The 13565-nt window shown below is 57.8% G+C and carries 14 protein-coding genes; 13 read left to right on the forward strand and 1 reads right to left on the reverse strand.

Going from position 1 to position 13565, the window contains the following annotated elements; genetic code table 11:
• Nucleotides 1-93 precede the first annotated feature (93 nt).
• From trpS to DSL70_RS00805, 11 genes are all read left to right on the forward strand, one after another.
• Nucleotides 94-1170 (forward strand): tryptophan--tRNA ligase, encoded by a 1077-nt coding sequence (trpS, locus tag DSL70_RS00755; protein WP_119305986.1) that lies wholly within the window; start codon nucleotides 94-96, stop codon nucleotides 1168-1170.
• 211 nt (nucleotides 1171-1381) lie between these two features.
• A complete protein-coding gene (locus DSL70_RS00760; protein WP_119305987.1) occupies nucleotides 1382-1882 on the forward strand; it encodes a universal stress protein in 501 nt (166 codons plus the stop codon).
• Between the two features lie 226 nt (nucleotides 1883-2108).
• Nucleotides 2109-2663: a NifU family protein gene (locus DSL70_RS00765; RefSeq protein ID WP_119305988.1), complete on the forward strand. Its 555-nt coding sequence runs from the start codon at nucleotides 2109-2111 to the stop codon at nucleotides 2661-2663.
• A gap of 41 nt (nucleotides 2664-2704) precedes the next feature.
• Complete coding sequence (tsaB, locus tag DSL70_RS00770; RefSeq protein ID WP_119305989.1) at nucleotides 2705-3430, forward strand: tRNA (adenosine(37)-N6)-threonylcarbamoyltransferase complex dimerization subunit type 1 TsaB; 726 nt, start codon at nucleotides 2705-2707, stop codon at nucleotides 3428-3430.
• Between the two features lie 143 nt (nucleotides 3431-3573).
• Nucleotides 3574-4113, forward strand: a complete 540-nt coding sequence (gene rimI, locus DSL70_RS00775) for a ribosomal protein S18-alanine N-acetyltransferase (protein ID WP_119305990.1) — start codon at nucleotides 3574-3576, stop codon at nucleotides 4111-4113.
• Nucleotides 4110-4541 (forward strand): Fur family transcriptional regulator, encoded by a 432-nt coding sequence (locus DSL70_RS00780; protein WP_119305991.1) that lies wholly within the window; start codon nucleotides 4110-4112, stop codon nucleotides 4539-4541. The genes rimI and DSL70_RS00780 overlap by 4 nt, the downstream gene beginning before the upstream one ends.
• Nucleotides 4542-4608: 67 nt before the next feature.
• A complete protein-coding gene (olsA, locus tag DSL70_RS00785) occupies nucleotides 4609-5478 on the forward strand; it encodes a lyso-ornithine lipid O-acyltransferase (protein ID WP_205563121.1) in 870 nt (289 codons plus the stop codon).
• A gap of 168 nt (nucleotides 5479-5646) precedes the next feature.
• Nucleotides 5647-7011: a tRNA (N6-isopentenyl adenosine(37)-C2)-methylthiotransferase MiaB gene (miaB, locus tag DSL70_RS00790; RefSeq protein ID WP_119305992.1), complete on the forward strand. Its 1365-nt coding sequence runs from the start codon at nucleotides 5647-5649 to the stop codon at nucleotides 7009-7011.
• Nucleotides 7012-7187: 176 nt separating this feature from the next.
• Complete coding sequence (locus tag DSL70_RS00795) at nucleotides 7188-8294, forward strand: PhoH family protein (RefSeq protein ID WP_119306554.1); 1107 nt, start codon at nucleotides 7188-7190, stop codon at nucleotides 8292-8294.
• On the forward strand, nucleotides 8291-8821 hold the full coding sequence (ybeY, locus tag DSL70_RS00800; protein WP_119305993.1) for an rRNA maturation RNase YbeY: 531 nt from the start codon (nucleotides 8291-8293) through the stop codon (nucleotides 8819-8821). The genes DSL70_RS00795 and ybeY overlap by 4 nt, the downstream gene beginning before the upstream one ends.
• 84 nt (nucleotides 8822-8905) lie before the next feature.
• A complete protein-coding gene (locus DSL70_RS00805; protein ID WP_119305994.1) occupies nucleotides 8906-10075 on the forward strand; it encodes a transporter associated domain-containing protein in 1170 nt (389 codons plus the stop codon).
• A 436-nt stretch (nucleotides 10076-10511) separates the two neighbouring features.
• On the opposite strand, the gene irrA is transcribed toward DSL70_RS00805, so the two are convergent.
• A complete protein-coding gene (irrA, locus tag DSL70_RS00810) occupies nucleotides 10512-10940 on the reverse strand; it encodes an iron response transcriptional regulator IrrA (protein ID WP_280955327.1) in 429 nt (142 codons plus the stop codon).
• A 595-nt stretch (nucleotides 10941-11535) separates the two neighbouring features.
• On the opposite strand from irrA, the gene fabA reads away from it, so the two are divergent.
• Together fabA and fabB are read left to right on the forward strand one after the other, a co-directional pair.
• The gene (gene fabA / locus DSL70_RS00815) at nucleotides 11536-12045 is read left to right on the forward strand and encodes a 3-hydroxyacyl-[acyl-carrier-protein] dehydratase FabA (RefSeq protein ID WP_119305995.1); all 510 of its coding nucleotides are present in this window, start codon (nucleotides 11536-11538) and stop codon (nucleotides 12043-12045) included.
• A gap of 296 nt (nucleotides 12046-12341) precedes the next feature.
• Nucleotides 12342-13559, forward strand: coding sequence for a beta-ketoacyl-ACP synthase I (fabB, locus tag DSL70_RS00820; protein ID WP_119305996.1), 1218 nt, complete (start codon nucleotides 12342-12344; stop codon nucleotides 13557-13559).
• The last annotated feature ends 6 nt before the right edge of the window (nucleotides 13560-13565 follow it).

A 13565-nucleotide genomic window follows, 5' to 3' on the forward strand; every position in this document is an offset into this window, starting at 1 on the left:
GCTCAACTGACGTGGAATATGTGACCGTGCGGCATCTTTTTTACCTCCCCCTCGCGTTTCCAACCGCCTGGGCAACATTACGAGGATTTCCAAATGGCCAGTTTCGAGCCACGCGTTTTCTCCGGCATTCAGCCATCGGGCAACCTGCATCTGGGCAACTATCTTGGTGCCATCACCAAGTTTGTTGACCTTCAGGCTTCCTACAATTGTATTTTCTCTGTTGTCGACATGCATGCGATCACCGTCACTCAGGACCCTGAGGGCCTGATGCGCCGCACCCGCGAAGTCACCGCAGGCTTCCTTGCTTCCGGCATCGACCCGGAAAAGCACATCGTCTTCAACCAGAGCCGTGTTTCCGCCCATGCCGAACTGGGCTGGATCTTCAACTGCGTGGCACGCATGGGTTGGCTTTCGCGCATGACCCAGTTCAAGGACAAGGCAGGCAAGAACCGGGACAATGTCTCGACCGGCCTGTTCGTCTATCCGAACCTGATGTCCGCCGATATCCTTATCTACAAGGCCACCCATGTGCCGGTTGGTGAAGACCAGAAGCAGCATGTGGAACTGTGCCGCGATACCGCCCAGAAGTTCAACGTCGATTATGCTGACCGCATTGCGGCTCTTGGCTATGGCGTCGACAATGAGGGACGCAACGAAACCACTGATCCGGAAAAGGTCTTCTTCCCGTTGACCGAACCGCTGATCGGTGGCCCGGCTCCGCGCGTCATGTCACTGCGCGATGGCTCCAAGAAGATGTCGTCATCCGATGCCTCCGACAAGGCCCGCATCAACCTGACTGACGACGCAGAAACCATCTCCTTGAAGATTCGCAAGGCAAAGACCGATCCGGCCGCCCTGCCAAGCGAACTTGATGGCCTTGCCGGTCGCCCGGAAGCATCCAACCTGGTTGGCATCTATGCTGCCCTGTCCGGCAAGAGCAAAGAAGATGTTCTACGCGAATTCGGCGGCGCGGAATTCTCCACCTTCAAACCCGCGCTGGTTGATCTGTCGGTTGAGAAGCTTTCCCCGATCACCGAAGAGATGCGTCGACTGATGGATGACCCGGGTCACATCGATGCGGTTCTCGCAAAGGGGGCCGAAAAGGCCCGTGCCATTGCCAACCCGATCCTCGATCAAGTCAAGGACATCGTCGGCTTCATTCGCAGCTGATGGTTCAGTGATGGCTTAGGCCATTTTGTTTCGTCACCGAAACAGATAGCAGTCAACCCGACGCCCAATTTCATCTGGACGCCGGGTTGTTTTTTGTCAATTATGTTGATCTATTGTCGGCCCGGTCCTTTATGGTGGTTATCCGTGAAAGGCTGGGCACTTCACCAACGCGGCTCTTGCCCAGACGCGCGCGACATGGCAGGTTCATTTCATGATGATGAAACGCACAATTCACGACGAAGGCCACTTCCGAAAGTTTCTTGTCGTAGTCGATGACACCGAGGAATGTGATCGCGCCGTTACCTATGCCACCTACCGGGCTGCCGCTACCGGCGGAGCGCTGGTGATGATGGTGGCTGTCGAGCTTGAACATTTCAACCACTGGCTTGGTGTGAAAGAGATCATGCTGGCGGAAGCGCACGAGGCTGCTCAGGAGCGCCTCGCCCAGTTCAAGGAACGGGTTGATGAAATCGCCCCGATCCCGACGGAATGCGTCGTCCGCGAAGGCAAGGTCGCCGAACAGATCACGGCTCTGATCGAGGAAGACAAGGATATCGGCATTCTGGTCCTGGCCGCCGCCGTTGGTTCCAAGGAAGGCCCCGGCCCTCTGGTCTCGTCGATTTCAAGCCAGTCGGGCAAGGCATCTTTCCCGCTGCCTGTGACCATTGTGCCGGGCGATCTGTCCGACGCCGACATCATGGCGATCTGCTAGGGCAACCGATCCGGGCATTCGGCGAGAAAACGGGGAAAGATGCCGTAATTCGGCATTCCTGCCTGGCATCATTCTTGAAGATTACACCGGAAATCCTATGTAATTCAGCAATGCAGAGCTTGAAAAAGGTGCTCGACTTTTTCACTCATTCCTACGCATAATGGCATATATGACGCGGAGCCGCACCACAGACTGAGACGACGCCTGCGCTCCAGAAGGAAACACTATGTTTATTCAGACCGAAGCGACACCCAATCCTGCGACCCTGAAATTCCTCCCCGGGAAGGTCGTTCTGGAGTCCGGTACCATGGATTTTCGCTCAGCCAGCGAAGCAGCCGTTTCTCCCCTTGCTGAAAAACTCTTCACGATTGATGGCGTGGAAGGGGTTTTCTTCGGCTTCGATTTCGTTTCCATCACCAAGGGCGATGCCGACTGGCAGCACATCAAGCCAGCCATTCTTGGCGCCATCATGGAACATTTCATGTCCGGCCAGTCCATCGTCAAGCATGACGAGGCAACTCCGACCGGCGGTGAGGACTTTGATGAGGCCGACGCTGAAATCGTTGCCACCATCAAGGAACTGCTCGATACCCGCGTCCGCCCTGCCGTATCGCAGGATGGTGGCGACATCACCTTCCACGGCTATCGTGACGGCGTGGTCTATCTGACCATGCGCGGCGCCTGTGCCGGTTGCCCTTCGGCCACCGCGACGCTGAAACATGGCATCGAGAATCTCCTGCGCCATTTCATTCCAGACGTTCAGGAAGTCCAGCAGGTCTGATCCGGCCCGCATCTCCAAAGACATGAGACGGGCGGAGCCGCATGATCGTGAGCAAAGAGCGTGAAATCTGTCTGGCGCTGGATACAGCGCTGGAAGCCTGTTCGGTCGGGCTGGGTATCCGGGAGCAGGGCGAAACCGAAAGCTTCGGTCGGTCCATCATGCTCGGGCGTGGCCACGCCGAACATCTGATGAGCGAACTGGCGGCGCTGCTGGCAGAAGCCGGACTGACCTACAAGGATCTTGACCGGATCGCCGTGACGATCGGTCCTGGCAGTTTCACCGGCCTGCGCGTCGGGCTGGCAACCGCCCGTGCTCTGGGGCTGGCGCTCAAAATTCCGGTGATCGGTGCTTCCAGCCTGCTGGCGTTGGCCCTGACCGCCCGCAAGGCCGGTCACACCGGAAGCGTTGCCGCGCTGGTGGATGCTCGCCGCAATCAGATCTATGGTCAGGTTTTTGCCCTCGCTGCCAATGGCGATGCGCCCTCGCCCCTCTCAGACGCCAGTGCGGAGACTGCTGCGGATTTTGCTGCTCTCTGCGCAAAGCAGGCCAATCTGTTGATGGTTGGAAGCGGTGCTGCTCTCGTAAGGCAGGCGGCAGACGACCATGGTCTTGATGGCATACCGGGCCTTGAGGCAACCTGCCCGGACATGACGGCCCTTGCCCGCTGGGCGCTTGATCAGCCGATACCGCAGGAATCACCCGCGCCGCTCTATCTCAGAGGGCCCGACGCCAAACCGCAGGCCTCCAAGGCAATCGCTCACAGGTAAATTTCCGTCGCAATGCGACATTTGGGGGTCTGGATCCCGCGCCGGCCAGATGAAATCATGAAAGTGGTGATTCCGCCAGAAACCTTACGATCCTGCCTCAATCTACCGGCCAAGCGAAAGCGGCCCTGCCTGGGAAGAAGAACGTGATTTTTCCGCTGAAGACGACATCCCTTGTCATGCCTGCCGGCTTCGCCGATATGGAAGAATTGGCTGAAATCCACGCCCGCTGCTTCTCGCGCGGATGGTCCTCAAGCGAGTTTCAGTCGCTGCTGTTGGACAAGCATGTCGAGGCGCTGGTGCTGCGCCGGACGACCCTGAGGATTACCGACAAGCCGGTGGGGTTTGTGCTGGCGCGTTCGGTTGTCGACGAGGCGGAAATCCTGACCATCGCGGTCGATCCGGATCATCAGAAAAGCGGCTGCGGCCGGCAGTTGATGCAGGAAATGATCCGCCAGCTCTATGCCAACCGCATTTCCAAGCTCTTTCTGGAAGTGGATGCGCACAACAAAGCTGCATTATCCCTTTACGAACGCTTCGGTTTCACTAAAGTGGGGGAACGCAAGGGATATTATCTCCACGACAACGGGCAGGCATCGACCGCCTGGATCATGCAGATCGAACCACTTGGCAAGCGTCGCATACTGGGCACCCCCGAAGGGGAAGAGAAGGCATCATCGCTATGACAACAGACACCAAGACGACCATAGAAGAATTGTGCGCCAAGTCTGGCATGCGGATGACCGAACAAAGACGGGTGATCGCCCGTGTTCTCGATCACGCCATGGACCATCCTGATGTCGAGGAACTCTATGCCCGCTCGGTCAAGATCGACAGCAATATCTCCATTTCCACGGTCTATCGCACGGTCAAGCTGTTCGAGGATAGCGGCATCATCGAGCGGCATGATTTCCGGGATGGCCGGTCGCGTTATGAAACCATCACCGAAGAACATCATGATCACCTGATCAACCTGCGCACCGGCAAGGTCATCGAGTTCCGGGATGCGGAAATCGAGCGCCTGCAGGAAGAAGTCGCACGCCGCCTCGGTTTCAAGCTTGTTGATCACAGGCTCGAGCTTTATGGTGTGCCGTTAGAAGAATCAGACAAATAGTGCCCAGCCTTTGCCTTTGGTCGGGACCAGACCAGATCCCATGGTCATCTGATCGAGGTTTTCGTGCATGACAATTCTACGGTCCCGGTCCAACCAACCGCGCTTTTCCCTTTCCTCCGTCCGCGCCTCCATCGCGGTGACGATGATTGCGCTGGTCGCGATTGTGCTGATTCCGCTACAGTATCTTTCCGTTACGCTGAACTTGCCGAGCAAGCGCTGGATTCCCGTGCTGTTCCACCGGGTCGGCTGCTTCACCCTGGGGATTCGCAAGACGATCAACGGCAAGCCGATCCGTGACGGCGCGGTGCTGATCACTGCCAACCATTGTTCATGGACCGATATTGTCGTGTTGGGCAGCCTGCAGCCGCTGTCCTTCATTGCCAAATCCGAGGTGGCCAACTGGCCCATTTTCGGGCTGTTTGCCAAACTGCAGCGCTCGATCTTCGTCAATCGCACCAAGCGCTCGGCGACCGGAGCCGTGGCCCGCGAGATTGCCCGGCGCCTCAAGGAAGGTGATGCCATGGTGTTGTTTGCCGAAGGCACCTCGTCGGACGGCAACCGGGTGCTCCCCTTCCGCTCTGCCCTGATCGGTGCAGCCAAGGCGGCGATGACCTCCGACCCGAACGGCCCGGCCATCGAGGGCAAGGTCTGGATTCAGCCGCTGTCGATCGCCTACACCGCGCTGCATGGCCTGCCGATGGGCCGCCAGCACCGTCCCATGGCGGCCTGGTATGGCGACATGGATCTGGTGCCGCATCTGTGGGCCCTGATGAAGGAAGGCGCGCTCGACGTCACCCTCACCTATGGTGACCCGATCCTGTTCGATCCAAACATCGACCGCAAGGATGCTGCCAGAGCCGCCGAGACATCGGTCCGCCAGACCATGCTGCACGATCTGCATCACTACAGCAGCAGGCGGCGGCGCAAGGACCGGTGATGTTCTTTGGCAACGGATTCACCAAATCGCGACCTTTGCGGGCCAATTTCAGCCCTTTTCCCTTTGCAAGAACGGGAAAACGCGCTACAGGCTTTGCTCTGAAAAATGACTGACCTTCCCGAGCCCCCTGACGCTCTGAGACACGAACGAGACCCGGACAAGCCCGATATGACTGCTTTTGAAGACAAGAAAGTCTTTGTGAAAACCTATGGCTGCCAGATGAACGTCTATGATTCCAACCGGATGATGGACAGCCTGGCGACCAAGGGATACAGCCCGACCGAAACCATGGAAGATGCGGATCTGGTGATCCTCAACACCTGCCATATTCGCGAGAAGGCCGCAGAGAAGGTCTATTCCGAGCTTGGCCGCATTCGTCAGGTCAAGGAGAAGCGGGCAAAGGACGGCAAGGGCGACATGAAAATCGGCATCGCCGGATGCGTGGCGCAGGCCGAGGGGCAGGAAATCATCCGCCGTGCCCCCGTGGTTGATCTGGTGGTGGGGCCTCAGGCCTACCACAAGCTGCCCGACCTGCTCGAAAAGGCGAGCCACGGCGAGCGCGTGGTGGAAACCGACTTCCCGCTTGAGGACAAGTTCGCCGTTCTGCCCGATGCCCGCAAGGACGTCACCCGCAAGCGCGGTGTCAGCGCCTTCCTGACCGTTCAGGAAGGTTGCGACAAATTCTGCAGTTTCTGTGTTGTGCCCTATACGCGCGGTGCCGAGGTTTCGCGTCCTGTCAGCCAGATCCTGCATGAAGCGGAAAAACTGGCTTCTGCCGGTGTGCGCGAGCTTTCGCTGCTTGGGCAGAATGTCAACGCCTATCACGGCGAAAGCCAGGATGGCAGCGACTGGGGCCTTGGTGAACTGCTGTTCCGGCTTGCCGAAATCGATGGCATCGACCGGTTGCGCTATACCACCAGCCATCCGCGCGACATGGACGACAGCCTGATGGCAGCCCATCGGGATCTCGACATCCTGATGCCCTATCTGCATCTGCCGGTTCAGGCGGGGTCGGACCGGGTGCTGAAGGCGATGAATCGCCAGCATACCTATGACGACTATGTCCGACTTATCGACCGGATTCGCACTGCACGGCCAGACATTGCCCTTTCAGGCGATTTCATCGTCGGCTTTCCCGGCGAGACGGACGAGGACTTCGAGGACACCATGCGCATCGTGCGCGAGGTGACCTATGCTTCGGCCTTCAGCTTCAAATATTCGCCGCGCCCCGGCACGCCGGCGGCCGACAGCGAGGAGCAGGTTGAAGAAGCGGTCAAGTCCGAGCGCCTCTATCGTTTGCAGGAGCTGCTCAACCAGCAGCAGAAGGATTTCAATGCGTCCAAGGTCGGCACGGAAATGACCGTGCTTCTGGAGCGCAAGGGACGCGAGCCGGGCCAGTTGGTCGGCAAGTCGCCCTGGCTGCAGGCTGTGCAAGTGGATGCAGACGAAGAATTGATTGGTGAAATTGTCACAGTTAAAGTGGATACTCTGGGAAGCAACAGCCTGTTTGGCACCATGATCAATCGGCCATGACAAAGAGCCGTAGCATGCCGAATGGTTGTCTCAGGTTCAATTTGGTTTGAAGGGATAAGCGTTTGAGCGATCAGCGTCGCGATAAAAGCAAAAACCGGGACAAGACTTACAAGTCGAAAGAATTCAAGAAGAGCTGGGATCCGGCGGCCAGTCAGGCCTTGTCCGCAGCGTCCGACATGGGCCATATCGTCCTGTCTTATGATGACAACCGTCTGGCAGCCGACCTGTTCGGCGAGTATGACCAGAATCTTGCGCGCATCGAACAGAAGATGGGCATTGAAGCCATCGCACGCGGCAACCGGGTGACCATCAAGGGGCCGAGCGATCTGTGCGATCAGGCCAAGCGGGTGCTCGATTCCCTCTATTACCGCCTGCAGGAAGGCGAAGTGATCGAACAGGCCGACGTCGACGGCGCCATTCGCATGGCCGAGGCCTCGGACGAGCAACTGGTACTGCCGCAGCTGATGCCGGACAATGGCGAGGGCGCAGGCAAGATGCATTTTGCCCAGATCGCCACCCGCAAGAAGAAGCTGACAGCCCGGACGGCGACGCAGGATGCCTATATCCGTGCCATGGACAGGGCCGATCTGATTTTTGGCACCGGCCCGGCCGGTACTGGCAAGACCTATCTGGCCGTCGCCTATGCCGCAGCCCTTCTGGAGCGTGGCGTGGTGGAGCGGATCATCCTCTCCCGCCCTGCAGTGGAAGCCGGCGAACGTCTCGGCTTTCTGCCCGGCGACATGAAGGAAAAGGTCGATCCCTATCTGCGACCGCTTTATGACGCTCTTTACGACATGATGCCCGCCGACAAGGTCGAGCGTGAAATCGAAGCCAAGGTCATCGAGATCGCGCCGCTCGCCTTCATGCGTGGCCGGACGCTTTCCAATGCCGCAGTCATTCTCGACGAGGCCCAGAACACCACATCGATGCAGATGAAGATGTTCCTGACCCGCCTTGGTGAAAATTCGAAAATGATCGTCACCGGCGACCCCAGCCAGATCGACCTGCCGAGCGGCGAGTTGTCCGGTTTGGTTCAGGCCATGGAACTGCTTGCCGACATCCCGTCGATCGTGCGCGTGCAATTCACGGCAAAGGATGTGGTCCGCCATGAGCTGGTGGCCCGCATCGTCAATGCCTATGACGAGGATTCCCGTCGACGTGCCAAGGCCCGCCGGGTGCTCGGCCGTGAGCGCATGCACAAGCTGGAAGTGGAAGAGCATCTGACCCCGGCAGACTACGCCGGAGCATCGGACGAGGCGATCTACGATGAGGATGAGGCATGAGCACACACCTGTCCCAGCCGGTTAGCCTTGACCGTGACCTGCTCGTTGAAGCCGAGATCTGGCAGACTGTGCCGGATCTGGAGGCTGTCATCGAACGCGCGCTTGAGGCCGGATTGCGCCATGTGATCGAGGAAGAAGGCATTGCCTTTCTGCCCGACAGCGAAGTGTCGCTGGTGTTCACCGACGATGCAGCCATTCGCATTCTCAACGCCGAGCACCGCGGCAAGGACAAGGCCACCAACGTGTTGTCCTTTCCGATTGACGAAGACGCCGAGGTCTTCGGACCGATGCTCGGTGATATTGTGTTCGCCTATGAAACCGTAGAGCGAGAATCCGCCGAACTGGGGGTTGAAATCCGTGATCACCTGACACATCTGTGTTTACATGGTTTTTTACATCTCTTGGGGTATGATCACATAGAGCCGGATGAAGCAGACAAGATGGAAAGCGTCGAGATTGCGATTCTGGCGAAGCTGGGACTCCCCAATCCCTATGAGGGGACAATCCCTCTGGATATTCTGGACTGATCGAATGCCCCATTCGTCTGTCCCTACATTTGCAACTGCATTGAGAGCGCTGCCGCGTGAGGCGGCCTGTGCGCCGGAACGAGCATGAACGACCCCGACCCTTCTTTATCGACGACGTCTTCCAAGGCCGACAGGCCCACGAATGACACCAAGACCGACAGCGCTGACGCGGACCCACACCAACCGCGACAGAACTGGTTTTCCCGGCTGGTTCAAGGCTGGCTGTCAGGCCTGACCAATCCTTCCCTGCGATCGCAGATGGAAGGGGCGCTGGCCGACGAGAACAACAATGACCAGACCTTTTCCGCCGAGGAAAAGGCGATGCTGCGCAATATTCTCGAACTGAGAGAAATGCGGGTCAGCGACGTCATGGTTCCCCGCGCTGATATCGATGCGGTCGAAGACGCAGTCACGCTGGGAACATTGCTGGCGGTTTATCAGGATGTCGGCCATTCGCGCTTGCCGGTCTATCGGGAAACCCTCGATGACCCTGTGGGCATGGTTCACATCAAGGACGTGCTGTCGCTGCTCACCAAGGAATGCAGCATTCCGGAGGAAACCGAAAGCCCGGCGCTCGATTCCATGGAAGGCTCATCGGCCAGTGTCCACTATGCTTCAGACACGGCGCAGACGCTCACCAACATGCCGCGCACCCTTTCCAACATCAATCTCGATCGCCCGCTCAAGGATCTCGGCGTCATACGCGACGTGCTTTTCGTCCCACCCTCGATGCAGGCCATCGACCTGATGGCGACGATGCGGGCGGCGCGCACCCAGATGGCGCTGGTCATCGATGAGTATGGCGGCACCGATGGGCTGGTATCGCTGGAAGACGTGGTTGAGACGGTTGTCGGCGATATCGAGGACGAGCATGACGACGAGGACGAGGTCTTCATCGCCAGTGCCGGTCCGAATCTGTTCATCGCAGACGCCAAGGCGGAGCTTGATGATGTGGTCGAGGCGATCGGCACGTCGCTGCCGTTCGATGACGTTTCGATGGAAGATGTCGACACGCTCGGCGGCTTCATCTTCACGCTCATCGGCCGCATTCCGGTCCGAGGCGAGCTGATCACCGTCAAGGATGGCCTTGAATTCGAGATCATGGAAGCAGACCGCAGGCGTATTCGCCGGGTCAAGATCCGATTCAAGCCGACCAAGAAGCCGATCAAGCGGACCTTCACACTGCATCGCGGATCGGAACCGGACGCCGAGGCGGAGAAGCAGGATCAGAAGAGCGACGCCGCTGCCGAGTGATTTCACTGGCATCAGCGAACATCGGGGGCCTCGGCCCCCGTTCGTTTATCCGAAGTGGAAGAAACTATCGCTACAAATGGCTGTACCGAGTGGCGTGCTGATCTGGTGCTACGGCTCTGAGGCGTACTGCCGCAAGAGACATTTTGTCAGCTTCGGCTGGGGAAAGATCGCCCTTTCAGCGTCGTTGTCACCCGTCCTTGCCCGGCAACCATAGGACACTGAGCAGCTATTGTCGCGGCCAGACGCGCAAAGACAGCCCGGCGAAAACCCGCTCTCTCACGCCAAAGGCCCGACAGGACCCGCCAGGGAAAGACAATCCGGTCTTGCATGTGATGGCATGGTTCAGGGTAGATTTAGGGCATTCAGACGAATACGCGGGAACGTTCACGCCTCCCGCGGTGGGATGATCAAGACATCCCGACGGCAATCTGTTGGATTAGCAGGCCTTCTTGCGCAGGCGGACCACGACGTCGACCCGGGTGATTTCCATGCCTTCCGGGACTTCCGGCAATTCGGAAACGCGCATGCCTCCGGGAATGTCGACAACCTTGCCTTCGTCTTCCATGAAGAAGTGATAGTGATCGGAAACGTTTGTATCAAAATAGGTTTTCGTTCCCTCTACGGCCACTTCGCGCAACAGGCCGGCTTCGGTGAACTGATGCAGCGTGTTGTAGACAGTTGCCAGAGAGACGGAAACACTGACCCGCTCTGCTTCCTCGTGCAAACGCTCGGCGGAGACATGACGATCGCCCTTGGCAAACAGCAATTCCGCAAGAGACAATCTTTGGCGTGTCGGGCGCAGCCCTGCTCCCACAAGCATATCCCGAGCGGACCGCTTATCGAATTTATGGAGCTGTGAGGTCATGGCATTGGTCCTTGATATTCGTTTCACCTGATCGCGTATGCAGCAAGTCCTCTCGCGCCTTCCCCGAAAGGGCCTTTTGCGATCAGATCGGATGGAAAAGATATAGAGCTTTTTGGCCCAATCGGCAAGACAACTAAGGAAAATCGCATAGAAATCATCCCTTAGAACCAATAATTTCTACCCTATTTCCATTTCTTTTCTCAATATTTGAATGATTGCAAGCTCCTTGTTCCGAAATCCTTCCGCCCGCACGGGGCAAATGTGCGTAACCGGCTTGAAAGACTTCGCGCTTCAATCTAAATGAAGGGCAGTAAAGACCCCTTGAACGTACGCAGCAGGCCGCACGGGTCCGGCCCGCCTCGAATGCAGCTTTCAAATGTTAACTTTATCGTTTGCACGCCTAGTGCTTGTGCCCATAAAAGGCTATAAGCGTAGCACGAAGAGCAAACTTGCGATCAACATGGCCAAGTGCGTACAAAGAGACAGGATCGGGCCTGCGCCTTCCCTTTTCGGGAACCGTCTCCCGGATCCTGCGCGTTAGACTATTCCGCCCTCAAGGATGGGTGGATAGAAGAAGGATAAGAGTGGAAACCGTATGGAACAGCGCCAATCCAGCTACACCTATGAAGAAATTCTAACCTGCAGCCGCGGCGAAATGTTCGGCCCTGGTAATCCTCAGTTGCCACTGCCACCGATGCTGATGCTGGATCGGATCACCCACATTTCCGAAGAAGGCGGCGAGCACAACAAGGGCATGATCCGCGCAGAATATGACATCAATCCAGAGCGCTGGTTCTTTGATTGCCACTTTGCCGGCGACCCTGTCATGCCCGGCTGCCTTGGTCTGGATGCCCTGTGGCAGATGACCGGTTTCTATCTTGGCTGGCTGGGTCTTGAAGGCAAGGGCCGTGCGATCTCCGTTGGCGAGATCAAATTCTCGGGCATGATCACGCCCAAGACCAAGCTGGTGGAATTTGGCGTCGATTTCAAGCGCGTCATGAAAGGCCGCCTCAACCTGAGCATTGGCGACGGCTGGGTGAAGGCTGACGGCGACGTGGTTTTCGTTGCCAAGGATCTGCGCGTCGGAGCCTTCAAGGACGCCTGAGCAGAGCCCTTTCGAGCAGCCGGCTTCAGGTTCGGGCCGAAAAGGGATCAGGTTGCAAGGCACGAAAAATCCAGTCTGGTCTTCTCGTGCCACTTTTCTGGCCCTTTTCTGGCTCATTGATCCAGCCTCAGGAGACCTCTTGAAGGCCTTTTGGTGAAATATGGCCTTATAGAGGTGTTGCAGCTGCTGACAAGAACACATATCAAGTGAGACTAATTCGGTCATGGCGTCGTGCAAGGCGTTTCCATTCCATGACCTGGCGAATTGAGCCCCGAATTTACAGTGAGGCCCCGATTATGAGACGTGTAGTCATTTCCGGCTTGGGTATTGTTTCCTCCATCGGCAACGATGCCGAAGCCGTTACCGCATCCCTGCGTGATGCAAAATCCGGTATTTCCTTCTCGCAGGATTTTGCCGATCATGGATTCCGCTGTCAGGTCTGGGGTGCCCCGGACATCGACACCACCGATCTGGTTGACCGGCGCGCCAAGCGGTTCCTTTCCAAGGGCGGCGAATGGAACCATGTTGCCATGAAGCAGGCCATCGCCGATTCAGGTCTTGAAGAGAGCGACATCACCAACGAACGCACCGGCATCATCATGGGGTCTGGCGGTCCATCCACCCAGACCGTCGTGCAGGCTGCCGACATCACCCGCACCAACGGCTCGCCGAAACGCATCGGGCCTTTTGCCGTGCCAAAAGCCATGTCCTCGACCGCATCGGCAACCCTTGCCACCTGGTTCAAGATCCACGGCGTCAACTATTCGATCTCTTCGGCCTGTTCGACCTCGGCCCACTGCATCGGCAACGCCTATGAACTGATCCAGTTCGGCAAGCAGGACATCATCTTTGCCGGTGGCCACGAAGATCTCGACTGGACCATGTCCAACCTGTTCGACGCCATGGGTGCCATGACCTCGAAATACAATGACACTCCGGCAACCGCTTCCCGTGCCTATGACGTTTCCCGCGACGGCTTTGCCATTGCCGGTGGCGCTGGTGTGCTGGTTGTCGAAGAGCTGGAGCATGCCAAGGCCCGCGGTGCAAAGATCTATGCCGAAATCGTTGGCTATGGTGCAACATCCGACGGCTATGACATGGTGGCTCCGAGCGGGGAAGGCGCAAAACGCTGCATGCGTCTGGCCATGTCCACCGTCTCCGAGAAGGTCGACTATATCAACTGCCATGGCACATCGACGGTTGTTGGCGATACCGCTGAAATCGGTGCGATCCGCGAAGTGTTCGGCAGTGATCAGCCTTATATCGCCTCCACCAAATCGCTCACCGGCCATTCGCTCGGTGCTGCCGGTGTTCAGGAATCGATCTACTCGCTGCTGATGATGCAGGCCGGGTTTGTGGGCGAATCCGCCCATATCACCGAGCTCGACCCGGACTTTGCCGACATGAACATCGTGCGTCAGCGCATCGACAAACCGATTGACGTTGCCCTTTCCAACAGCTTCGGCTTTGGCGGCACCAACGCCACGCTGATCTTCCAGCGCTACAACGGATAAGGCTGC

Source organism: Cohaesibacter haloalkalitolerans (genome assembly GCF_003574655.1).
GTDB classification, from domain to species: Bacteria; Pseudomonadota; Alphaproteobacteria; order Rhizobiales; family Cohaesibacteraceae; genus Cohaesibacter; species Cohaesibacter haloalkalitolerans.

Coding starts and splice junctions, on each gene's coding strand:
- tsaB (WP_119305989.1), top strand. CDS start 2,705: ATGATCGTGAGCAAAGAGCGTGAAATCTGTCTGGCGCTGGATACAGCG.
- ybeY (WP_119305993.1), top strand. CDS start 8,291: ATGAGCACACACCTGTCCCAGCCGGTTAGCCTTGACCGTGACCTGCTC.
- fabB (WP_119305996.1), top strand. CDS start 12,342: ATGAGACGTGTAGTCATTTCCGGCTTGGGTATTGTTTCCTCCATCGGC.
- DSL70_RS00760 (WP_119305987.1), top strand. CDS start 1,382: ATGATGATGAAACGCACAATTCACGACGAAGGCCACTTCCGAAAGTTT.
- DSL70_RS00780 (WP_119305991.1), top strand. CDS start 4,110: ATGACAACAGACACCAAGACGACCATAGAAGAATTGTGCGCCAAGTCT.
- DSL70_RS00805 (WP_119305994.1), top strand. CDS start 8,906: ATGAACGACCCCGACCCTTCTTTATCGACGACGTCTTCCAAGGCCGAC.
- irrA (WP_280955327.1), bottom strand. CDS start 10,940: ATGACCTCACAGCTCCATAAATTCGATAAGCGGTCCGCTCGGGATATG.
- olsA (WP_205563121.1), top strand. CDS start 4,609: ATGACAATTCTACGGTCCCGGTCCAACCAACCGCGCTTTTCCCTTTCC.
- miaB (WP_119305992.1), top strand. CDS start 5,647: ATGACTGCTTTTGAAGACAAGAAAGTCTTTGTGAAAACCTATGGCTGC.
- trpS (WP_119305986.1), top strand. CDS start 94: ATGGCCAGTTTCGAGCCACGCGTTTTCTCCGGCATTCAGCCATCGGGC.
- DSL70_RS00795 (WP_119306554.1), top strand. CDS start 7,188: ATGGGCCATATCGTCCTGTCTTATGATGACAACCGTCTGGCAGCCGAC.
- DSL70_RS00765 (WP_119305988.1), top strand. CDS start 2,109: ATGTTTATTCAGACCGAAGCGACACCCAATCCTGCGACCCTGAAATTC.
- fabA (WP_119305995.1), top strand. CDS start 11,536: ATGGAACAGCGCCAATCCAGCTACACCTATGAAGAAATTCTAACCTGC.